The 23,133-nt window shown below is 46.3% G+C and carries 17 protein-coding genes; 10 read left to right on the plus strand and 7 right to left on the minus strand.

Annotated features, from left to right (window positions below):
• Nucleotides 1–42: 42 nt before the first annotated feature.
• The 6 genes from M3661_RS05605 to M3661_RS05630 all read right to left on the minus strand — a co-directional run bounded on the left by M3661_RS05605 (nt 43) and on the right by M3661_RS05630 (nt 7,193).
• Complete coding sequence (locus M3661_RS05605) at nt 43–216, minus strand: hypothetical protein (RefSeq protein ID WP_155987320.1); 174 nt, start codon at nt 214–216, stop codon at nt 43–45.
• 540 nt (nt 217–756) lie between these two features.
• Nucleotides 757–2,157, minus strand: a complete 1,401-nt coding sequence (nhaC, locus tag M3661_RS05610) for a Na+/H+ antiporter NhaC (RefSeq protein WP_065291923.1) — start codon at nt 2,155–2,157, stop codon at nt 757–759.
• Nucleotides 2,158–2,448: 291 nt separating this feature from the next.
• A complete protein-coding gene (locus M3661_RS05615; RefSeq protein WP_065291924.1) occupies nt 2,449–3,456 on the minus strand; it encodes a LacI family DNA-binding transcriptional regulator in 1,008 nt (335 codons plus the stop codon).
• Between the two features lie 277 nt (nt 3,457–3,733).
• Nucleotides 3,734–4,858 (minus strand): GNAT family N-acetyltransferase, encoded by a 1,125-nt coding sequence (locus M3661_RS05620; RefSeq protein ID WP_065291925.1) that lies wholly within the window; start codon nt 4,856–4,858, stop codon nt 3,734–3,736.
• Between the two features lie 28 nt (nt 4,859–4,886).
• Nucleotides 4,887–5,807, minus strand: coding sequence for a ribokinase (gene rbsK, locus M3661_RS05625; protein ID WP_021253036.1), 921 nt, complete (start codon nt 5,805–5,807; stop codon nt 4,887–4,889).
• Between the two features lie 123 nt (nt 5,808–5,930).
• A complete protein-coding gene (locus M3661_RS05630; protein WP_251482905.1) occupies nt 5,931–7,193 on the minus strand; it encodes a CapA family protein in 1,263 nt (420 codons plus the stop codon).
• 230 nt (nt 7,194–7,423) lie between these two features.
• Here M3661_RS05630 and M3661_RS05635 point away from each other — a divergent pair, with 230 nt between their 5' ends.
• The 8 genes from M3661_RS05635 to M3661_RS05670 all read left to right on the plus strand — a co-directional run bounded on the left by M3661_RS05635 (nt 7,424) and on the right by M3661_RS05670 (nt 16,356).
• Entirely contained in the window at nt 7,424–7,798 is a 375-nt protein-coding gene (locus tag M3661_RS05635) for a winged helix-turn-helix transcriptional regulator (RefSeq protein ID WP_021253034.1), read from the plus strand.
• Nucleotides 7,799–7,976: 178 nt separating this feature from the next.
• Entirely contained in the window at nt 7,977–8,837 is an 861-nt protein-coding gene (locus M3661_RS05640) for a DegV family protein (RefSeq protein WP_065291927.1), read from the plus strand.
• Between the two features lie 232 nt (nt 8,838–9,069).
• Nucleotides 9,070–9,774 (plus strand): response regulator transcription factor, encoded by a 705-nt coding sequence (locus M3661_RS05645; RefSeq protein ID WP_021253032.1) that lies wholly within the window; start codon nt 9,070–9,072, stop codon nt 9,772–9,774.
• Nucleotides 9,771–10,856, plus strand: a complete 1,086-nt coding sequence (locus M3661_RS05650; RefSeq protein WP_251482907.1) for a sensor histidine kinase — start codon at nt 9,771–9,773, stop codon at nt 10,854–10,856. Before M3661_RS05645 ends, M3661_RS05650 begins: the two co-directional genes overlap by 4 nt.
• A gap of 210 nt (nt 10,857–11,066) precedes the next feature.
• On the plus strand, nt 11,067–11,846 hold the full coding sequence (locus tag M3661_RS05655) for an ABC transporter ATP-binding protein (protein WP_065291928.1): 780 nt from the start codon (nt 11,067–11,069) through the stop codon (nt 11,844–11,846).
• On the plus strand, nt 11,818–13,779 hold the full coding sequence (locus tag M3661_RS05660) for an ABC transporter permease (RefSeq protein WP_251482908.1): 1,962 nt from the start codon (nt 11,818–11,820) through the stop codon (nt 13,777–13,779). Before M3661_RS05655 ends, M3661_RS05660 begins: the two co-directional genes overlap by 29 nt.
• Before the next feature lie 153 nt (nt 13,780–13,932).
• Nucleotides 13,933–14,673 carry a hypothetical protein gene (locus tag M3661_RS05665; protein ID WP_065291929.1) on the plus strand — a complete coding sequence of 247 codons (741 nt, stop codon included), beginning with the start codon at nt 13,933–13,935 and terminating at the stop codon, nt 14,671–14,673.
• A gap of 273 nt (nt 14,674–14,946) precedes the next feature.
• On the plus strand, nt 14,947–16,356 hold the full coding sequence (locus M3661_RS05670) for an alpha-L-fucosidase (RefSeq protein WP_251482910.1): 1,410 nt from the start codon (nt 14,947–14,949) through the stop codon (nt 16,354–16,356).
• Between the two features lie 159 nt (nt 16,357–16,515).
• Here the strand turns inward: M3661_RS05670 and M3661_RS05675 are convergent, their stop codons facing one another.
• Nucleotides 16,516–17,235, minus strand: a complete 720-nt coding sequence (locus tag M3661_RS05675) for a Crp/Fnr family transcriptional regulator (protein ID WP_021253026.1) — start codon at nt 17,233–17,235, stop codon at nt 16,516–16,518.
• Nucleotides 17,236–17,647: 412 nt separating this feature from the next.
• On the opposite strand from M3661_RS05675, the gene adhE reads away from it, so the two are divergent.
• Both adhE and pflB read left to right on the plus strand, forming a co-directional pair.
• Nucleotides 17,648–20,275: a bifunctional acetaldehyde-CoA/alcohol dehydrogenase gene (gene adhE / locus M3661_RS05680; protein WP_251482911.1), complete on the plus strand. Its 2,628-nt coding sequence runs from the start codon at nt 17,648–17,650 to the stop codon at nt 20,273–20,275.
• A gap of 501 nt (nt 20,276–20,776) precedes the next feature.
• A complete protein-coding gene (pflB, locus tag M3661_RS05685) occupies nt 20,777–23,044 on the plus strand; it encodes a formate C-acetyltransferase (RefSeq protein WP_285852843.1) in 2,268 nt (755 codons plus the stop codon).
• Nucleotides 23,045–23,133 lie beyond the last annotated feature (89 nt).

Consider the following 23,133-nt stretch of genomic DNA (forward strand, 5'->3'; position numbering starts at 1 on the left):
GCATCCCATTCAGCAGAGGCTGTGTGGGATGCTTGTAGTTCGTTACATGAGAAAATAAAGTGCGGTAATGACTACCGCTGACAGGATAATAAACCATATCATATGCTTCAAATCCCGATTAAGAACCTGTATATCTGTTTTCAATGCTTGCTCTTTGCCGGAAGGCCCGCTCTCTTGCTTCATTTGTTTCTCCGTGTTCGTGTTCGTTGTCGTCATTGTTATTCTCCTCGTCTGTAAGTGATTGTTGAGTTGTACAGGCGAGGGGACGAGCCACGAACCTAGAAGTGAATTTGAGAGGCCTCAAGAATTGACTGCGCAGTAAAATCATATACGGCGTATCAAATCTGTAACTGGGCAGCCGGCTCCTCAAGAGGGCGATCGCGATATAGAGAATGAATAAGATGAACCATAAAGGCATGGAAAAATGCTTAATAGACTGAACCTGATGAATGCCTACTACAGAGCTTACATGCTCGGGATACGTAAATGCGGATTCATCAGGATGCATGAACATCGTTTCATTCGAAGCAAGAGGGGTAAGTGCTGTACATACGATAGCAAGCACACTAAGTACAAGCAATATATACCTTGGCATACGGGCATGTATAAGGCGCATCTTATCCCCTCCTTCCTGTCTATAATCCATGACTAGTTAAGAAGACAGTATCATAACTGGATTGGAAGAAGCAATAGGGTCTTCTGTATCCTACCGCTTAGTCATCATCTCGTTGCGACTGATGACCTGTAATGAAGTTGCTATTGTGAATTACCGAGTGTCACACGTTTTAACCCGGGCAATAGTGCAAAAGCAAATGTAACCAGTGGGGATACCCACAGGAAGAAAGCATATGGCATGTAATCCAGTACGGTAAGACCAAGAGCGCTTGTCATCATTGCACCGCTGACCCCCCAAGGAATAAGCGGATTCACTAATGTTCCGCAATCCTCCAATGTACGAGATAAGGTGAGTCGTGGAATGCCGCGCTTATCATATTCGGATTCGAACAATTGGCCCGGAATCAGAATCGACATGTATTGTTCCCCTGTAATCATGTTCACCCCGATTGAACTAAGTCCGCTTGTGACAACAAGTCCTTCCTTGGTCTTCACAGGTGCAATCAGACGATTGAACATCGTTTCAATGATGCCTGCATGCTGCAGCAATCCTCCTAGAGCGAAGGCAATCGCAATGAGCGATATTGCCCAAGTCATAGACTGAAGGCCACCTCGGTTCACGATGCGGCTTACTTCCTCCAGCTGGAATGACCCTTGGAATCCTCCCTGCATCACTTCCATCCATTGTGGAACATTTACGTCTCCTTGAATGAGCGCAGTAACTAGCAGACCCGATCCAATACCGAGCAGCATCGTAATGATGATTGGCAATCGCTTAAATGCAGCGATAAGCACGACAGCAAGCGGCAGTAAAGTTAGCGGATGAATATGAAATACACTGCGGATATCCTGCTGCATCGACAGCAATTGATCCATATTGGATTGAGCGGAAGAACCGAAAAATAAAAAGGCGATGCAGGTAATAAGAAATGCGGGTACGGTCGTCTTCGTCATATTGCGAATATGATCAGGCATACTGACACGTGCAACGGCAGAGGCGAAATTCGTCGTATCAGAGAGCGGAGACATCTTATCCCCAAAACAGGCACCAGACACGACAGCCCCTGCTACGATTGCGGGATGGACGCCCATGGAATCCGACATGCCTATCAAGGCTACGCCGAATGTTCCGACTGTCGTCACTGAGCTGCCGACGAACATCGAGACGATAACCGTAAGCAACAGAGCGCTAATCGTGAACCATTGAGGCTGAAACCAAGAGGTTCCATATACGAGTAGCGTAGGAACTGTCCCGCTCATCATCCATACTGCAATCAGGATTCCGATAAGAGATAGGAGCAAGGCAGGCATAACAGAAGCTTGAAGTCCCTTAATCAATGATCGTTCTACTAGATTCCACGATTGTCCGAACAGCAAGAGCAGACAGCCTGTGGCAACAGTTGCTGTTAGCAGTGGGATGTGCGGCTGTGCACCCCAGCCAAGTATTGTAAGCAGTAAAATGGCGATGATGACCGCAAAGATGGTAACACTCTGCACGAAGCGGAGTGGCTGCTTGACTGATTGTTCATCATTCGTATTCATAGTTATTCAACTCCTTGATGGTAACGTTTTTAGTATGTAAAGATCGGATAGATGCTTTTACGCTTACACGCTTTTATGCATAAAAGAAAAAGAAGCGTCAATGTTTCTATTCTAGTACGCTTGATTTACTAGGTCTACAGGTAAGAAAATACATTAGAGTCGGAGAAAGAGGCAAGGAACACGATTGGGGCAGCTTCGTGGTATTCACTGGACAAAAAAGACCGGCCTGTTCTGAACAGGGATGAAATCCCGTTCGAATAGGCCGTGAACGTGCTCGAGCTTATTATGGTTCTATAGCTGTCGTACAGATTGCCGCATGTGGACTTGGCAGGGCAAAATAATTCGGCGGGAGGCTTGATCCCGATCCTTGATTCGCTCAAGCAGCAGCTGCATTCCGGTCTCTCCAAATTGATATGCAGGCTGTGAAGCAACAGAAAAGAACGGATTCGCTTCTTCTACCCACCCAAAATCGTCAAAGCAAGCGATCGAGATATCATCCGGAACTCGCAGTCCGACATGATTCAGCGCCGTAAAGATAGAGAGCGCAAGCATGTTGTTGGCAGCAAAGATAGCCGTAGGGCGAGATTGCGGCTCCAATTCCGTCCAATGAGATAAATCGAGCGCATCCCGATCATGTAAATAGCCCATCTGCATGCATAGTTGTTCGTCAAATGGGATGCCGGCTTCCTGCAAGGCGGCGATATAGCCTGCTTTGCGCTCCCTGGCGGTCGATACTTCTTCAGACCCGTTCAATAGGGCAATCCGTCGATGTCCATACCGAATTAATTCACTGACCATCTGTTTGGCACCGCCACGACTATCCCCGAGTACTGCATCACAATCGATCCCTGGAACCTCACGATCAAGCAGCACGAACGGGACATTTTGTCTTGTCAGCCATTCCAGATGTTCTTTGGATTGGTCTCCACTGGGCGCAAATAGGACACCATCCACCCGCATGGACAGTATCATTTGAACATAGTCTTTTTCCTTCACTAAGCTCTCATCACTATTGCCGAACATAAGACGATATCCATGCTGCATGGCGGCATCTTCCGCTCCACGGGCCATTGTTGTGAAGAATGGGTTTGTGATATCTGTAATAAGTAGAGATAATATTTTGCTCTCTTGGGTGACGAGACAGCGAGCAACCGAATTTGGTATGTACTGCATCTCTTCCATCACTTGCTTAACTTTGGTTCGGGTCTTTTCGCTGACCCTGCCTGTATTATTAATGACGCGTGATACGGTCATTGCGGAGACGTTGGCTTGTCTCGCAATATCATAAATGGTAGCCATATGAAAATGCTCCTATTATACAAATTAAAAGAAGGCTGCATCGGGATGTGGATACTTGGAAGTATAAGGGGTAATCATTTCTAGGATTCACCTTCTGATTATATCCTACTACTTTTGTTCATTGTATGCGAAAATTCAGGTTCACATCAAGAGGAAAGCTTGGGGCAAGGCGAAACAGTGTGGAACTTTGTATACTTCAAAAGTAAAAGCGCACTAATTTTAGTGCGCTTTGAAGCAGTACAACTGCGATAGAAGAAATGATGATGAGAACATTAAGTTATACGTAAAAAAGTCCGATCGTATAAGGAAGTGGTATTGTGATCTTCAATTGCTCGGCAGAAGGCCATTCAGGAGGGAGAATGTCAGTTGCCTTCGGATCGAATAGCAGGGAGAACAATTGACTCTCAGTAAGTTCAACTGACGCTGCATCTGGATACTCAAGGCGAACATTGCCGCCTTCAAGCTCTGTGACCTGAATATGGGCAGCCAGTGCCCCTTGATCACTCCACCAGTTCTGCATATAGCGGAATAATCGCTCTATGCTCGGAACATACAACGTCCCTTGGTTTGGCTCCTCTTCCGAAGAATAGCCATGCAGACAAGTGCTGACTTCCGTATCCTGCCATGGTACGTACAGTTGGGAAGCAGTGATTTGCTTCTGTTTCATTACAAGCTGCAGCAAGTATGCAACCTCTTCAGCGGCGCCGCCATACTCATATACACGAGGTGCAGCATCCTGCTGTTTGGCAGAAGGGAACAGGATATAGATGTATGCAGTAATGTGACCGTTGCGTTCCAGTACGTATACCTTAGGCTTCATCATGACGCAGGAAGCGAATGCACCGCCATGCTCAAGTCCGTGCATATCCCATAAGCTTAAGTCAAAAGCAGCTTCTCGTTGCTGCGCAAGTTCATACCAAGCAAAACAGTCATTCTCAGTAAGAACGCGAGCTGTAACACCCGATTCTTCAGCAACATTTGCATCTGCGGTAACCGTATAAATCTGTGTTTGACCGAAGGGATAACAACGATTGCGAGTATAGAGCGATCGTCCTCCGGACACGAACATCATCACTCCGCCTGTAGAAGCAACATGATCTTGAACCTTGTGCAGCAGATCCGTACCGAATCCTTTGCCGCGAGCAGCCTCGGATGTGCATACCGAGCCGAGTGAGAATACAGGTAGTCGAGATCGTCCGATACGGACAACCGATGGAAGCAATCCCATATGTGCGAGCAGTTCCCCGTCCTCAAACGCACCAAATGAGTGAGCGGTAATAGGGGAGAACAAGTACGAAAAACTATGTGCCATCGACATCTGCTTTTCATTGCGAAACACGTCATCAGACAATCTGGCTGCAGCATCATAATCAAGTGCCTGCAGCATGCGAATCGTTGCCATATATTGCTTCCTCCTTTTAAATGGGCTATTACTCTTGGTGCTGCGCGATCCAATGCGTCAATTGCTCTCGAGTCGGCATTCCTCCCTGCGCGCCGAATACGGTCACAGACAATGCCCCTGCGGCTGTCGCGAACGGAATTGCTTCCTCCATAGAGCGGCCTTCCGCAAGCATTACGGCCAGAGCGCCGTTAAATGTGTCACCAGCTCCCGTAGTATCAACAACGTCGACCCGGTGGCTTGGACTATGGTGAAGTTGTCCCTTGGCGTCTGACCAATAGGCTCCATCAGCCCCTTTGGTTAACACGATTTTACCTGGCATCGCTTGCAGAGCAGATTGCCAATCGAAGGCGCCTGCCTGATCCGCTTGCCCGAGAAGCTCGGCAAGCTCATACTCATTCGGCGTGAGCACAGTGACTTGGCTGAGCAATTGATGATCCAGTTCCATTGCTGGCGCTGGATTAAGGATGACAGGGATTGCTGACTCAGCCGCGATCTCGATGGCAGCTCGTACCGAAGGAAGTGGAATTTCAAGCTGCAGAACGATGATGTCCGATTGGCGAATGACATCGGCGTGTTCGCGAACTCGTTCAGCTGTTACCTGTGCATTTGCACCCGGTACAACAATAATGCGATTATCTCCATCCTTCACAATAATGGAAGCGGTTCCTGAAGATACATCACGAAGTACTTCAACAGCTTCAGTATGTATGCCTTCACGATTCAAGTTATCTAACATCATTGTGCCGAATGTGTCATTACCGACACATCCGATGAAGCTGACATCAGCCCCTAGACGTGCGCAGGCTACCGCTTGGTTGGCGCCCTTCCCTCCGTACATGGTCGCGAACGATTGACCAGTTACCGTTTCACCTTGTGCTGGCACTGTGGAGGTGACCGTTACGAGATCCATGTTCAAGCTTCCGATGATTGTTATTTTTGGCTGTGTCACATTACATCTTCCTTCCTCTTGCTTGCTGTGTATGCTGCGGCATTATGCCTTACATACAATAAGACGCGAATCCTGCGTACAGGTTCGCGTCTTATGACCGAGATGTCGGCATATCTAGCATGGTTAGCGTGTTGGCGGAGCAGTTGCGCGCCCATTTGCCTTCACTGCATCCTGTACCTGTTTGCCGTCCATTTTAACATCAAACGAGATGGATTCCAAATACTTTAATTGCTTTCGATCATAAGCCTCATCTTTCTTAATTATTTGGTCTTTATAGATGAAGTAAGGGGTGAAGTGCATTGAGATATCTCCTTGATCCAGCGTTAGATTCAACAGCCCTGTATCCGCTTTGTCTCCTCGCACATAATCTGGAAATAAGAAGTTGCCGATCGAATAAGCAATTGGCTTGCCCTTATAAAATTCGAATCCCTGCAGAACATGGACATGACTGCCGATGATGGCATCTGCACCGGCATCAATGATTTCACGCGCATAGGTACGCTGCCATGGTTCTGGACGATGACTTTTCTCAACCCCCCAATGGAGATACACAAGCAAGTAATCACAGTCTTTACGTTCTCTTTTGATAACAGGGAAAACACTTGATTTATTATATGCTTCCGCAATTCCTGGCCGCTTCTCTCCGGCGAACCAGTACGTTTGAGGGATAAATCGGGAGAAGGCGAGGATCTTAATTGTTTGACCCTTAATCTTCACCGTATGCGCCCGATACGCTTCTTCTTTATTTCTTCCGCCGCCTACATAGGGGATGTCATATTGCTCCAAGTATGATAGTGTGTCGAGAAATCCCTTCTGTTTAAAATCGAGGGTGTGATTGTTAGCGATCGTAACCAGATCAAACCCGGTATTTTTAATTCCTTGCAAGGATTCCGGATCGGACTTGAAATTATACAGTTGATTCGTATCCTTCTCGGTATGGTGTGTGATAGCTGTCTCCAGATTTACAACTGCAAAATCGGCGCTGCTGACCTCGTCCTTGACGTATTCAAATGGATAATCAGGTCCTTTTTTGCGAATGGTTTCCTTGACGGACCAATCCATGAGTGCATCTCCTGCAAAGACAATTCGGATGGGATCCTGCGAAGGAGGCAACACAAATTTACTTGATTCGTCCTTTGCTGCAATGTTCTTCTTTTTTTGCTCGTGATTTGGCTCCAGTGGGGACGTAGGAGTCACACTTTTATTAGGTGGAGAAACCAAATCAGGCTGGTTCTCTACAGTGCGCATGGCCACTGTCAGCGCGAGCATGCAGCCAAGGCCGATAATTACCAGCAATCCCACCCCGGCTAATTGCTTCAGTTTGCGCGCCCTCTGCTTCTTTATGCGGGCATGCCGCTCTTTCCTGCTCTCGCGATATGAATTCAATGGAAGCCTCCTCAGCTCTGCAAGTACCCGATATTTTCGGATTGAATAAATAATGGATTGTAAGTTTTCACCATACTATTATAATGATCGTACGTACCAAAAAAGTTGCAGATTCTTTGCAAGTCCATTAAATTTTGTAATAAATGATGTCAGTCGCGTTTTCTTTTCGAATCAGCTATGGTAAAATAAATATGCTTACATTTTGTAAGTATAGAAGGAGGGATGAACGGATGCAATCAGATCAGTTGGGAATGTGTCCCCGATTCGAAGCGGCATTCTGCATTTTGGGAAAGCGTTGGAACGGGCTGCTTATTCAGGTGCTATTGAGCGGGCCGAAGCGCTTTAAGGATATTTCCGCACTCATTCCTACCATGAGCGACAAAATGTTGAGTGAACGCATGAAAGACATGGAAGCGGCAGGGATTGTAGTTCGTAATGTGTATCCAGAGACGCCTGTACGCATTGAATATACGCTTACGGACAAAGGATTGGCTCTGCAGCCAGTAATGGAAGCCATAGGGCAGTGGGCGGAGCAGTGGGTGAACGAATCAATCGGATGCTGCGATGAGACTAGCTCTACCTTACAGCATTCGGATCAAGAATAATGCGCAGTGGACAGCTCATCGGATGCTGAGCCTAACTTGACAGCAGGTTAGTGCTCGGCATTTTTGCTGTGTCCACAAGATTGCCTACTTTTTGACGTTGTAAACGTATGGACAAGCTCGTATAATTAAGCGGAATGAGCGATACTAACTTACTTTTACTTTAGGACAGGAGAATGACATGACCATTCACATCATTACGGACGGAAGTTCAGACTTGACTCCAGAGATCGTCCAGCAGTTCGGCATCCATGTAGTACCTCTATATGTACGTTTCGGACAAGAGGTGCTGACCTCTGATATGGATACCGCTCAATTCTATGGGCGTATGCGAGAGGAGGAGGATCTGCCGAAGACATCCAGTCCGTCGCCAGCTGATTTCTACCATATGTATCAATCGCTTGGCACTGATAAAGATATATTGGTCCTTTCCTTGACCTCTAGCTTAAGCAGCACTTACAATCATGCATTAATGGCAAAGACGATGTACGAGGAAGAAGGTCATCCGAACCGGATTGAAGTTATAGATACGAAGACAGCATCTGCTGGACTTGGCTTGCTTGCCGTGCGTGCGGCACAGCTGGCTGGAGCGGGGAAGACACTTGATGAGGTTGCTTATACCGTGAGCCACCAAGTGAAGCACACTCGCACGTACTTCACCTTGGATACCCTCGATAATGTCATTCGTGGCGGACGCTTGGGCAAGTTCAAGGGCACGGTCGCTTCTATGTTGAACATCAAGCTGCTCATGGAGGCAAGCGAAGAGGGTTCCATAGAGGTGATGGAGAAGATACGAGGCACACAGAAAACGCTCCGCCGACTGATTGAGAAGGTCGGGGACGCATGGAACCACGTTGACAAAGAGTGGATTGCCTTTGCACATTCCAATTGTGAAGAGCGGGCCAAGGCCTTTATGAAGGAATTGCTCGACAAATATCACTTCGATCAAGTTCTGTTCGTGAATATGGGCCCAGTCATCGGCACCTATGCAGGTGAAGGCGGGGTACTCATCACGTATCAAGAACTACCACAGACAATGTAAATATTTCCAACGTATGAATTATTGAAGGAACACATCGATAAGCTCCCGTCTTAAGAAGCGGGAGCTTTGTTCTGTTGTGTTCATTGTATGGAGAGATTCAGCTCTACTGAATCTGCGTACATAGGCATTCAGGTGGATAGTTCGTTTCTAGATTAAAAGAAGTTTATGTTATGATGGAAACGAGAAAGCAACAAAATAGATAGAAGTACGTTCGCGAACTGGGGGTATTGTTATGTATACAATTATGATCGTGGAAGATGATGATAAGATTGCATCGATCTTGCAGTCTTCTCTTGAAAAATACAATTACAATGTAGCTCGTGCGACAAAATTCAGCCAATTAAAGGATGAAATGCTGGAAATCAATCCAGATTTAATTTTGCTTGATATCCATTTGCCGGCCTTCGATGGTTTCTATTGGTGTCGACAATTCCGCAGTGAGACGAATGTACCCATCATATTCGTCTCAGCACGTACGGGAGAAATGGATCAAGTAATGGCGATTGAAAATGGCGGCGATGACTTTATTACGAAGCCATTCCATCTCGACGTCCTTCTAGCCAAAGTAAAAGGAGTTCTGCGCCGAACCTATGGGGAATACGCAGCTAATGGTGGGGGCAATGGTGAAGAGTTGATTGTCCAAGGCTTGACATTGCACCGGGCGAAGAACACCCTGGAATGGTCAGGCAAGCGTGTGGACTTGACGAAAAATGAGGCGCTTCTCGTTGCTTGCCTTATGGAACGGATTGGCTATATCGTATCTCGCGAGACATTGCTGGAGACGTTATGGGATGATGTGGATTTCGTCGATGACAATACGCTAACCGTGAATGTTACCCGCGTTCGCAAGAAGATGGAGGAGATTGGAATTGCGAAGGCAATAGAGACAGTGCGAGGCCAAGGGTATCGCATGTCAGCTACATGGGTGAATGAATGAAGCCGGGAATGACCTTTCTCCAATATGTAAGAGACCGAACTGTAATTATCTTAACGTGCTTCTTAGCGATAGCGATTGCTTTGCTTGTTGTGTGGCTAGATCTTAGCATTGGGCAGCGATTTGCTGCGAAGGAAAGTCTCATCTATATCTTCATACTTGCTGTGTTCATTCTTATGATTGGTTTAGTCTATGATTATACGAATCAACGGCGCTGGTACAAGGAAATGTACAATGCAGAGACGAATGCAAGTGATAGTGACTTCACGCTTTGTTTGCAGCATCCAAGCACATTAGAGCAGAGACGAATGCATGCGCTTCTATCACGTCAATATCGCTCATTTATGAACGAACTGCTTACGATGCGGAAAGACCGAGAGAAGCATGTTCACTTCACGAACCAATGGGTTCATCATATGAAGACTCCGGTGTCTGTTATTCATTTGCTTACACAGCAGCCAGTATATGAGCTTGATCAGTCTCAGCTTGAGTCGCTGCTGCGGAGTGTGAGTGAAGAGGCTGATCGTCTTACGAGAGGTCTGGACATGATGCTGAGTACGGCACGACTGGACAAGTTCGAGCTGGATCTTCATGTTGGGGGATTGAATCTAAAGCAGGTCATCCGGCAGGTTGTGAATGAGAATAAAAAATCGCTGATTAAGCATAAAATTTTCCCGAAGATTGAAGCCGATGATGTGATTGTCGATAGTGATGAGAAATGGTTGAACTTCGTCTTAACACAGCTTGTAACGAATTCGATTAAATATATGAGGGACAAAGAGGGCTCCAAATCGTTGACGTTTAAGGTGGAGCGGGAAGGTGATTCGATACTCCTGCATGTTCAAGACGAAGGGATTGGTATTGCCCCTGAGGATTTGCCGCGTGTATTTGATGCATTCTTCACCGGTCAGAATGGCCGTAAGGAAGGGGATGCAACCGGTATGGGACTCTACTTAGTTAGACAAGTTTGCTCCAAGCTGGGACACACAATCAGTATTGCATCGAAGCTGAATGAAGGCACGACAGTAACGATGAAGTTCGAGACCAGAGCCATGCACCATCAGTTGCTGGAGCGATTGCACTAAGTACATGACCCGATGAACAAGCGCTTACCCTGAAGCCCTTTTCCATGAGGAAGAGGGCTATTGTTATAGGATTAGACGAATGTGACAACTTTGTAAGGTGGTAGAGGGGATTGAAAGCCAATTCGATGTTGGCACGAAGAAGGGAAAGGGTATACTGTGTGTATACATGAGGATTCTGGAGCGTAAGCAAGGAGGAAGGGACGGACACCTATGCCTGTATTAGAAGCTAAGCAATTATCCAAAGTATATGGAACAAGAGGAAACATGACCTATACGGCTCTTCAAGATATTAATCTAACGATCGACGAAGGGGAATTTGTTGGGATTATGGGGCCATCAGGCAGTGGCAAGACGACACTGTTGAACATATTAGCTACGATAGACAAGCAAACTTCTGGAGATGTGTTTATTAACGGGACGGATCCGGCGAAGCTGAGCAATCGCAAGCTGGCCTATTTTCGTAGAAGAGAACTCGGTTATGTCTTCCAAGACTTCAACCTGCTGGATACGTTAAGTATTCGGGAGAATATTATATTGCCGCTTGCTCTCGACGGCATCTCTGCTAGAGAGATTGAGCGCAGACTGTTAGAAACGGCGAACTGGCTTGGCATCGATCATATATTGGATAAGCGTACTTATGAAGTTTCTGGTGGTCAGAAGCAGCGTACGGCGATTGCACGCGCTGTCATACATCAGCCATCTCTGCTTCTTGCGGATGAGCTGACAGGCAACTTGGATTCCAAGGCAGCGAAGGATGTTATGACTGCGCTCGAAGATTTGAATGAGCGATCGAATCGTACCATATTGATGGTGACGCATGATGCTTTTGCAGCGAGTTATTGCAAACGAATCATATTTATTAAGGACGGCAGATTGTTCTCCGAACTGCGACGTGGTGCCAATCGACAGATTTTCTTCCAACACATCTTAGATTCGCTCAGCTTGTTAGGGGGGAACTTCGATGACATTCCGACAGCTCGCTACAAGTAATATCAAGGGGAATTGGCATCGATACAGCGCTTATTTTTTGAGCAGTGTATTCGCGGTAATGGTTTTCTTCATGTATGCGGCATTTATTTATCACCCTGATGTAATGAATGGACAAGTGCCCGGTGGTCATAAAGTTCGAGAAGTGATGATGCTGTGCGAGTATTTGATCATCATCTTCTCTTTTTTCTTTACGTTATACTCGAGCTCTGCATTTTTGAAATCCAGACAACAGGAATTCGGCTTGCTCACTCTATTCGGAATGACCAAGCTGCAGTTACGAAGACTCGTATTTTATGAGAACATGATTATTTCTATCCTAGCCATTGTCTTAGGAATGGGAATCGGCGCCTTTATGACGAAGCTGTTTTTAATGGCTTTATCCCACATACTGGCTGTCGATACCCCGATTACTTTTTATATTGTTCCGAAGGCAATCCTTTTAACATCGGCAGGATACATGATTTTGTTTACGTGTATTACCTTATATTCCTTGAGAAAAGTAGGGCGCAGCCAAATTGTTGAGCTCATACGGGCGCATAAAGAGCCAAAATCGCCCCCTAAATTCTCATGGGTGCTCGTCGTTCTCTCTGTAATGTCGCTAGCGCTGGGATATAGTCTGGCTTATGTTACGACGATACAGTTGTTCGCCTTAACCGCATTGCCGATATTAGGATTCACGGTGCTGGGCACCTATTTCTTCTACACGCAGTTCAGTGTAGCCATTATCCGCATACTGCAGCGAAATAAGCGCGTCTATTATCGAAGAACCAATTTGCTGAACATCTCGCAAGCAGCATTCAAGCTGAAGGACAATGCCCGTGTGCTGTTCAATGTATCCATCTTGTGCGCAGTAGTATTGACAGCAACCGCAAGCTTTTATGCGTTCGATCAGACGATGAAGCGGAAGCAGTTGAATGATATGCCGCAAAGTTACGTCATCACCTGGACGAAGGACAGACAGAAGCCGATCAAACCGGATATGATAAAGGCTTGGGGGGACAGCACAAAGAACGAGATAGAACAAGATGCTGCCTTCAGATATGTTGAAGTGTATTACATGCAAGCTGAATTGTCAGAGAATTATGGAGCAATGGTTAGTGTGTCTGATTATAATCGGATCATTGCGATGGAGGGGGGACAACCCCTATCCCTTATGAACGATGAGATGGTTCTTGTTCTTCGTGAGCCCTTGAATGTGGATGAACCAAGTGATTCGAAACTATATTTGGGATATCCAGGGCCTGTAACGATCATGATTCGAGATACGTCTACAAAGGTATCCGGGCATATTCGGGAAAAGACCACAAGAAATGTAATCAATTCAGGTATAGGCGTTTACAATGTGTTAGTCGTTAGCGATGATTTGTTTGCCCCTTTTTTCGATAAGGCGCCGGCTGACCGAGCTCGATATGGACATGCATTCAATTGGTCGGATTGGGAGTATTCCTTGGCTTTAGACAAAAAGATTCGGGAGCACGTGTCGTTTAACGAAGAGGAAGATGACAGTATCAGAATCTCAAGCAGGGTGTATGATTGGAGCAGCACGAACCAAGTGTCCTCTCTAGGGATGTTCATCGGTTTGTTTATTAGTTTGTTATTTTTTATTGCGAGCGGAAGTGTCATCTACTTCAAATTGTTCACCGAACTGCAGGATGATCAGGCATACTTCAAGGGGTTAACGCGAATTGGCTTGTCGATTGTGGAGATACGCCGTGTAGTTACGTTCCAAGTAGGGCTTATCTTCTTTGCACCATGCATGGTAGGTAGCGTTCATACGCTGTTCGCCTTGAAGACATTAAGCAACATGGTCTATTCCAATATGATGGGGTATGCATTGACAGTCGTGAGCATGTTCGTTGTGATGCAGGCGCTATTCTTTTTCGCTGCACGAAAAACCTATATGAAGAAAATCCTGGAGGAAGTAGTTGTATAAATTAGGGCCAACTCTCATATTTATGTCGATCAATTCATAATTCGATCGGATTTTGTTACGGGATTGATACGATTTCTTGCTCATCTTATTGCATAATAGACTAAGAAACCTGTATGTTTATAGGTAGAGAAGGCAAGAAAGTGAGTTGACGTAATGAAAAGACGATGGCTACGCATTCGCAACTACGCCGAACACTCCAAAGTTCTTGTTGTACTGATGTTGTTGATATGCATAATCACTGCTTGCTCCAAGACAACTGAGCAGGAGCAGCAGGCAGAAGAGCAATCTAGTCCGGCTTCGAAGGTGACTGTTACTATCGAGGGCGGTTCCTATATACCGAACTTGTCAGAACGCATTGAGATTGATTGGAAGTCAGGCATGACCGTTACCGATTCCTTGAAGCAGACAGGAATTGTGAAGATCTCGGAAGAGGATGGTGCGATCATGTCCGTCGGAGATGTTGCCCTGGATACGAAGATGGGATGGGGCATCGTGGTCAATGATGAAGAACTTAGGCAGCCTACAGCGATGGAGAAGATCGTCGGCCCAGGTGATACGGTTGTTGTGTTTGTGAAGCGAATGGATGTCAAGACGAATTCCCTGCCTACTGCAGGACTGACATTGAGTATCGACGGAGGCACTACGATCCCAGAAATGACCAATACCTATGTGGTCAGCTGGAAAAAGAATATGAATGTAAACGATTTAATTGATGAGTTTGCACAAATCTCCTTGTCAGATGACGGCAAGCAAGTGCTGCACATCGGTCAGCGGAAAATGGAAAAAACGATAGACTTTACATTAAAGGTAAATGGGAAGAAGATGACGGTGGCCGAGGGGCGGAAGCTTGTTCTGCAGCCAGATGACCAGATTGAATTCATCATCACTCCATAAAGGATGCATATCCATACAGTCCTCAATGTGAGCGCGGGACGCGCGTCTCATGTTGGGGGCTTTTTTGTGTGAATATGCATGATGTGCAGGATCCTTGACAAAGAACATCATTTATAGAATTTTCCGCTCGTTTATTCATTTTCCCCGCAAATTTCTTGTGTCCTTGTTTTTGTATTGCAGATTGAGAGCGGTTTCTGGTTAACTAGAAATAGATATTTTTGTTAGTACAATGGTTCGATTTCATCAATGAACAGACAGAGGAGGATAAGCGAGATGAGTGAAACCATTCAGCAACAGGCAGAACCACGTGAGGATGAGCAGATCGTGCAGCAAGGGGTACATAACTTCAGTGCGGAAGACGAATGGGTGAAGCCAGATCGCCCTGAGTTGCTTGAACAGCTGGAATGGTTCAAGGATCAGAAGCTGGGCTTAATGATGCATTGGGGAACCTATTCCCAACTCGGTATAGTAGAGTCGTGGGCGCTTAGTGATGTCGATGAAGAGTGGTCGCGAGATAGTGTGGATTGGGATTATGATGCCGAAGAACTGAAGCAGCAATACTTCGATCTAAATAAGACATTTAATCCGCTGCGCTTTCAGCCGGAATTATGGGCGGAACTTGCTGTTGAAGGCGGCTTCAAGTATTTGATTTTTACCACGAAGCATCATGATGGTTTTTGTATGTGGGACACCAAAACAACAGACTATCGGATAACAGGTGCACAGACGCCATTCCATACCCATAAATACGCAGATGTATGCAGGCATCTTTTTGATGCTTTCCGTGACAGAGGGATGGCGATTGCAGCCTATTTCTCTAAGGCAGATTGGCATACACCAACCTATTGGGCACCAGGGATGGAGCGAAGCAACCCAACGTGGCGGGGCCCGTCCTATAATCCGCAGGAGTATCCTGAATTGTGGGAGCAGTTCGTTCAGTTTACTCATGAACAGATTATGGAGCTGTTAACAGACTACGGACGCATCGATGTGTTGTGGTTGGATGCTGGTTGGGTATGCAAGGAGAGCCGCGTATCTCAGGATATTCGTCTCGGAGAAGTCGTGGAGAAGGCTAGAGAGAAGCAGCCATGGCTGCTATCTGCCGACCGTACGGTTGGAGGGCCATATGAGAATATTATTACGCCGGAACAGACGATTCCAAGTGAAGCGATGAATGTTCCATGGGAAAGCTGCATTACGATGGGAACATCCTTCTCCTTCCGTTTTGAGGACAAGTACAAGACAACCCGACAACTTGTTCATATTCTGATGGAGGTAGTCGCCAAGGGAGGAAATCTGGCTCTAAATGTTGGGCCACAGCCGGATGGTCGGATTCCTGAGGGTGCGATTGCTCGCATCAAGGAACTTGGCGCGTGGATGGGCACCTATGGGGAAGCCGTCTATGGAACGCGCATCTGCGCTCCTTACTTTACACAGCGCTGCGCCTTTACACGCAAGGACGATACGGTATATTGCACGTATTTATATCCGTCGGAGGATACTTGTGTTAACGATAACATCATTCTTCCGTATACAGACAAGGTAACGGCAATTCATTTGGTAGGGACAGAAGAGAAGCTTCCGTTCCATTCTGACGAAGCAGGATTGCATGTAAAGCTGCCCGCACATGAAGTAGGGGGCAAGGCACCAATTGCACATGTGTTCCGTCTCACAGCCAATTAAGTGCATTAGAAGATCAGTGAGGAAAGTACAATGGGTAGGGAGTAGAATGGAATGGACATGTTCCTTATTCATATCGGGAAACCGTTAGCAGTACCCTATCTGTAGAGGTAAACAGAAGTAAGGCCCTCATGCCATGAGCTTGCATGAGGGCGTTTTGTATTAGATGCGGCAAATTTCATTCGGGCACATTTCACAATGACATACTTCCCGCAGGTGTTCTAATTCGCGAATGACAATCATACCATTCTCATATTCAATAACATCGCGTTTGCGAAGATCGCTTAGCATACGATTGACGCTCTCACGAGTAGCGCCGATCATATTCGATAGATCGGTATGTGTAATTTTTTTGTTGATCAGGAGACCGCCGTCTTCTAATTCTTCACCGTAAGTATTGGACAATCTGATGAGAGTGGAGCATAGCGCGCCTGGTTTACCATACATCATTAGATCGCGGAACTTGGTCTGAGTCAGGCGGTGATGGATCCCCATCCACTTCATGAAATCAATTGAGAAGTCGCAGTGCTGGCATATGAGAATCTCAATATCCTTCTGCTCAATAAGCAATACCTCAGCTTCTTCAAGGACTTCCGCTGTGAAAGTGTGCTTTGTACTATGGAATGGATCAACTTGGCCGACCAAATCCCCAGCTTGATACATGTACAGAATTAGCTCTTTGCCTTCATCTGTAGACTTTGTGATTTTTACACGTCCGCTCTTCAGGAGGAACAGCTTATCAGATAGATCTCCTTCCCAGAAGAGATGAGAGCTGTCAGGATAGGTACGTTCTTTACCGATATTGATTAATCGTTCTACATTCTGTTCTGAGAAACAAGAGGTATTGCAGGGCTCTCCAAATTTGTCGGTGATGTTAGTCACTCTGTTCCCCTCCAATTTACATATTTCAAATTTTAGTAATTTTGACCCAAAGAATTCCATGTGACAAGTTTCACTATATGAATACGTATTACTATCATGGATGTTCCGCACGCAGTTGTCAATTTATTTACGATTAAAATTATTTACAGTTTGGTTAAATCGAGTGATTAATATCACGCCAATCAAATAAAATCGGGGAGAAATAAAAAAATAAGTAAAATCAATCAGTGTTGTGAAATTAATCACATACTAACACACGAAAGATGGATACAATGAAAGTGTGAAATGATTCACAAACAATTGTAACCAACACGAACCTCAGAAAAGGACCGTAACAGAACAGCAGACACACCGTATAGAGAAACCCTTTCTTAGGTTCATTGCAAGGTATCCATGAATGGAGGCGGAGAGAATGGCGACAAAACAAGAAACGAAACCAACTGTAGAGAAAAAAACGGAGCAAGTCGATGTTACGAAGCACATTCAGCAACTGATTGACCGCGCGAATAAGGCGCAGGAAGCATTTATGGACATGAACCAAGAGCAGATCGATAAAGTCGTTCAGCAAATGGCACTCGCTGGCTTGGATAAGCATATGATGCTTGCCAAGATGGCTGTTGAAGAAACGGGCCGCGGTGTGTATGAAGATAAAATTACGAAAAACATTTTCGCAACTGAATATATCCACAACTATATCAAGTATGACAAAACGGTAGGTGTCATCGAGGACAATCCGCAGGGTGCTTATATGAAGATTGCGGAACCGGTTGGAATTGTCATGGGGATTACGCCGGTAACGAACCCAACTTCAACAACCATGTTCAAGGCGCTCATCGCGATAAAGACACGCAACCCGATTATTTTCGGCTTCCATCCATCCGCTCAGAAATGCAGCGCGGAAGCAGCTCGCATCCTGCATGAAGCAGCTGTGAAATATGGTGCTCCTGAGCATTGTATCCAATGGATTGAGTATCCGTCTATGGATGCGACTAACGGCTTGATGAACCACCCTGATGTGGCGCTAATCCTGGCGACAGGCGGTGCTGGTATGGTTCGCTCCGCTTATAGCTGCGGCAAGCCTGCCTTAGGCGTTGGCCCAGGCAACGTGCCGTGCTTCATCGAGAAGACGGCAGATCTGAATCAAGCGGTAACGGATTTGATTCTGTCCAAGACGTTCGATAATGGCATGATCTGCGCATCCGAGCAAGCCGTCATCATTGAAGAGCCGATTTACGCACAAACGAAGAAAATGATGACCACACAGGGCTGCTACTTCTTGAACAAGGAAGAGACCGGCAAGCTCCAAGCGATGGCAATGAAGACAGACACCTGTGCGGTGAATCCGAACATCGTGGGCCAATCTGCAAAGAAAATTGCTGAGATGGCCGGACTTCAAGTACCAGATACAACGAAAATACTTGTAGCTGAGCTGGATGGTGTGGGGCCGAAGTTCCCACTGTCTGCAGAGAAGCTGAGCCCCGTGCTTGCTTGCTACAAGGTGAAGACCGCAGAAGAAGGCGTTGACCGCGCGGCTGAAATTGTGGCATTTGGCGGTATGGGTCACTCTTCGGTCATCCACTCGAATGATGACGAGGTAATTCGCAAGTTCGCCGACCGTCTGCAAACGGGCCGCATTCTGGTCAACTCTCCTTCTACTCATGGCGCGATTGGAGACTTGTACAACACCAATATTCCTTCGTTGACACTTGGTTGCGGATCATATGGCCGCAACTCAACTTCTTCGAACGTAACAGCGGTCAATTTGCTGAATATTAAACGGGTGGCGAAGCGTACAGTGAATATGCAATGGTTCAAGGTGCCAAATAAGATTTACTTCGAGAAGGGTGCAACGCAATACTTGGCGAAGATGCCGGATATTAGCCGTGTCATGATTGTTACCGACCCAATGATGGTGAAGCTGGGCTACGTGGAGAAGCTGGAATACTATTTGCGTCAACGCCGCAACCCAGTCGTCATTGAAGTGTTCTCGGATGTCGAACCAGATCCTTCGACGAAGACAGTGGAACGCGGTACAGAAATGATGCTCAGCTTCGAGCCAGACTGCATTATCGCCTTGGGCGGCGGCTCGCCGATGGATGCAGCGAAGGGTATGTGGCTGTTCTACGAACATCCAGATGCTGAATTCGACAACCTGAAGCAGAAGTTCTTAGACATCCGCAAGCGTACATTCAAATATCCACGTCTTGGCCAGAAGGCGAAGTTTGTCGCAATTCCAACGACCTCGGGTACAGGTTCGGAAGTAACCTCGTTCGCGGTTATTACGGATAAGGAAAAAGGCAATACGAAATATCCGCTTGCTGATTATGAGCTGACGCCGGACGTAGCGATTATTGACCCAGAGTTCGTGTACAGCTTGCCGAAGACGGCAGTTGCTGATACGGGAATGGACGTTTTGACGCACGCGATTGAAGCGTATGTATCGGTAATGGCAAGCGACTATACTGATGGTCTGGCAATAAAGGCCATTCAGCTTGTATTCGAGAACTTGGTGAAATCCCATCATGAAGCATGTCCGAAAGCGCGCGAGAAAATGCACAACGCATCGACACTTGCTGGTATGGCATTCGCGAATGCATTCCTAGGCATCAACCACAGCTTGGCGCATAAATGGGGGGCGCAATACCATACTGCACATGGTCGCACGAATGCGATTCTCATGCCTCATGTCATTCGCTACAATGCGAAGAAACCAACGAAGTACGCTTCGTTCCCGAAATATGACCACTTCGTAGCTGATAAGCGCTACGCGGAAATTGCACGCATCCTCGGTCTTCCGTGCCGCACAACGGAGGAGGGCGTGAACAGCCTTATCAACGCAATTCGGGAATTGAACCGCGAACTGGGTATTCCAGAATCGTTCCAAGCAATTGGCTTCGATGCCAAGGACTTCGAATCCAATGTTGATTACTTGGCAGACCGTGCCTTTGAAGACCAATGTACAACAGCGAATCCGAAGCTTCCACTCGTAACAGAGTTGGCTGATGTATATCGGAACGCATTCTATGGACGATTTGAATAAGTAAGAATGATACGATAGCAGGGCAGTGGGCAGCGGGGAAGATCTTCCCCGCTGTCTTTGCTGTTTATCAACTACTGAACTCATTGCTTATAAAGCGGTAAACGAGTGCTAATCAAGTGCTAAGCACCTGCAAAAAGCAGGGCAGCAGTGGAGATTACAACATTTTGAATTATATTATGTGAAAAAAATCATTTGTCTAGCTTATATTGTGATAAATATCACATATTTGAATGTGTGAAAAGAGGTACAATGAAGGCGTAGCAAGGGAGGAACGAAAAAGGTTCAGAATTCGCCTCTAAAAAACTTGCTGCATAGCCTCACTCGGCATTACGAAAAGGCAGCTATCGAACGAATGCGAAAGATAAGATAACCGCCTTGCAGCCTTTTTCGTGAAAATCATCACAAGCAATGTGAAATGGGAACGAGAACATCTTGCTGGGTGTGTGCTTTCAATTCGATTACAACACATACAGAAAAACAAACATGTATGGAGGGATTACGATGTCGGTGATGGAAAAGAACATGACAGAAACAAATGAAATGAATCCTTGGCGTGGATTCAAAGCAGGAAAATGGCAAACTCACGTGGATGTCCCGAACTTCTTGGACGGACACATCAAGCCTTACTTGGGCGATGAAGCATTCTTGGCAGGCCCAACGCAAAACACGAAGGATCTGTGGGATATCGTGAGCCAGCTCTCCAAAGAAGAACGTGAACGCGGTGGTGTATGGGATGTTGATGTTAACACGCCTTCAACGATCGTATCGCACAAACCGGGATACTTAGATAAAGAAAAAGAAAAAGTAGTCGGTGTACAAACGGATGCTCCGTTCCGCCGCTCGATTCAACCATTTGGCGGTATTAAGATGATGATCGATGCTTGTAAAGCATACGGCTTCGAAATGCCGGAAGATGTTATCAAAATTTTCACAGACATTCGCAAAACACACAACCAAGGCGTATTCGATGCTTATACATCCGACATGCGCATGGCGCGTAAAGCTGGTATTATCACAGGCTTGCCAGATGCTTACGGCCGCGGCCGCATCATCGGTGACTACCGCCGTGTAGCGCTGTACGGTATAGACTTCTTGATTAAACAAAAGAAAAACGATCTGAATAATCTTGAGCTGGATGCAATGGATGAAGTTACTATCCGTGACCGTGAAGAAATTTCAGAACAAATTCGCGCACTCGCTGAATTGAAAGAAATGGCTGCAATGCACGGTATGGACATTTCGAAACCAGCTGTCAACGCACAAGAGGCGTTCCAATGGGTATACTTCGGTTACTTGGCAGCCATCAAAGAACAGAACGGTGCAGCAATGTCCCTTGGTCGTGTATCCTCGTTCCTCGATGTGTATGTGGAACGCGATATTCAAGAAGGTACTTTGACAGAGCAAGAAGCTCAAGAATTGGTAGACCATTTCATTATGAAATTGCGTATCGTTAAATTCTTGCGCACACCTGCTTACAACGACCTGTTCAGCGGTGACCCAACTTGGGTAACAGAATCGATCGGTGGTATGGCTTCTGACGGTACAACACGTGTAACGAAGAACAGCTTCCGTTTCTTGCATTCCTTGTACAACTTGGGACCTGCTCCAGAGCCTAACTTGACTGTATTGTGGTCGACAAAGCTTCCTGAAGCGTTCAAGAAGTATTGTGCGAAAGTATCGATTGAAACAAGCTCCATTCAATATGAAAATGACGACCTGATGCGTCCAATCTACGGCGACGACTACGGTATCGCATGTTGTGTATCTGCAATGCGCATCGGTAAGCAAATGCAGTTCTTCGGCGCTCGCGCCAACTTGGCGAAATGCTTGTTGTACGCCATCAACGGCGGTAAAGATGAGAAGCTTGGCTTGCAAGTAGGTCCAGAGCTTCCTCCAATCACTAGCGATGTATTGAACTACGACGAGGTTGTGAAACGCTTCAAGCAGATGATGGAATGGCTCGCGAAGTTGTACATGAACACACTGAACGTGATTCACTTCATGCACGATAAATATTGCTATGAGCGCATTGAGATGGCGCTGCATGATAAAGAAATCTTGCGCACAATGGCTTGCGGTATTGCCGGCTTGTCGGTAGCAGCTGACTCCTTGAGTGCAATCAAATATGCTAAGGTAACACCGATTCGCAACGAAGAAGGCATCGCCGTTGACTTCCAAATCGAAGGTGAATATCCTTGCTACGGTAACAACGATGATCGCGTAGACAGCATCGCTGTTGAACTGGTTGAATCGTTCATGAACATGATTCGCAAGCATAAAGCTTATCGTAATGCATTGCCAACACAATCGGTACTGACGATTACGTCGAACGTTGTGTACGGTAAGAAGACAGGTACAACTCCTGACGGACGTAAAGCTGGCGAACCATTCGCTCCAGGCGCGAACCCAATGCATGGCCGTGATAAGAAGGGTGCACTCGCATCGCTTAGCTCGGTAGCGAAGCTTCCATATGAGCACAGCTTGGATGGAATCTCGAACACATTCTCTATCGTACCTAAGGCGCTTGGTAAAGAACTTGATGTTCGCAAATCCAACCTCGTATCGATGATGGATGGATACTTCGGCAGCAATGCGCACCATCTGAACGTTAACGTGTTCGACCGTGAACAGCTGATGGACGCGATGGAACATCCAGAGAACTACCCGCAATTGACAATTCGCGTATCGGGTTATGCAGTTAACTTCATCAAACTGACTCGCGAGCAGCAATTGGATGTAATCAACCGCACATTCCATGGTTCGATGTAAGAACCTTCTGAACGGTTGAAATTGAAGTAAGTTGAGCAATGTAAAGGATATACTCGATATTTGATAAGTAAAGGGGCGCAACTACACCA

It is taken from the genome of Paenibacillus sp. MER 180, from assembly GCF_023713665.1.
In the GTDB taxonomy this organism is placed as follows: Bacteria; Bacillota; Bacilli; order Paenibacillales; family Paenibacillaceae; genus Paenibacillus_B; species Paenibacillus_B suaedae.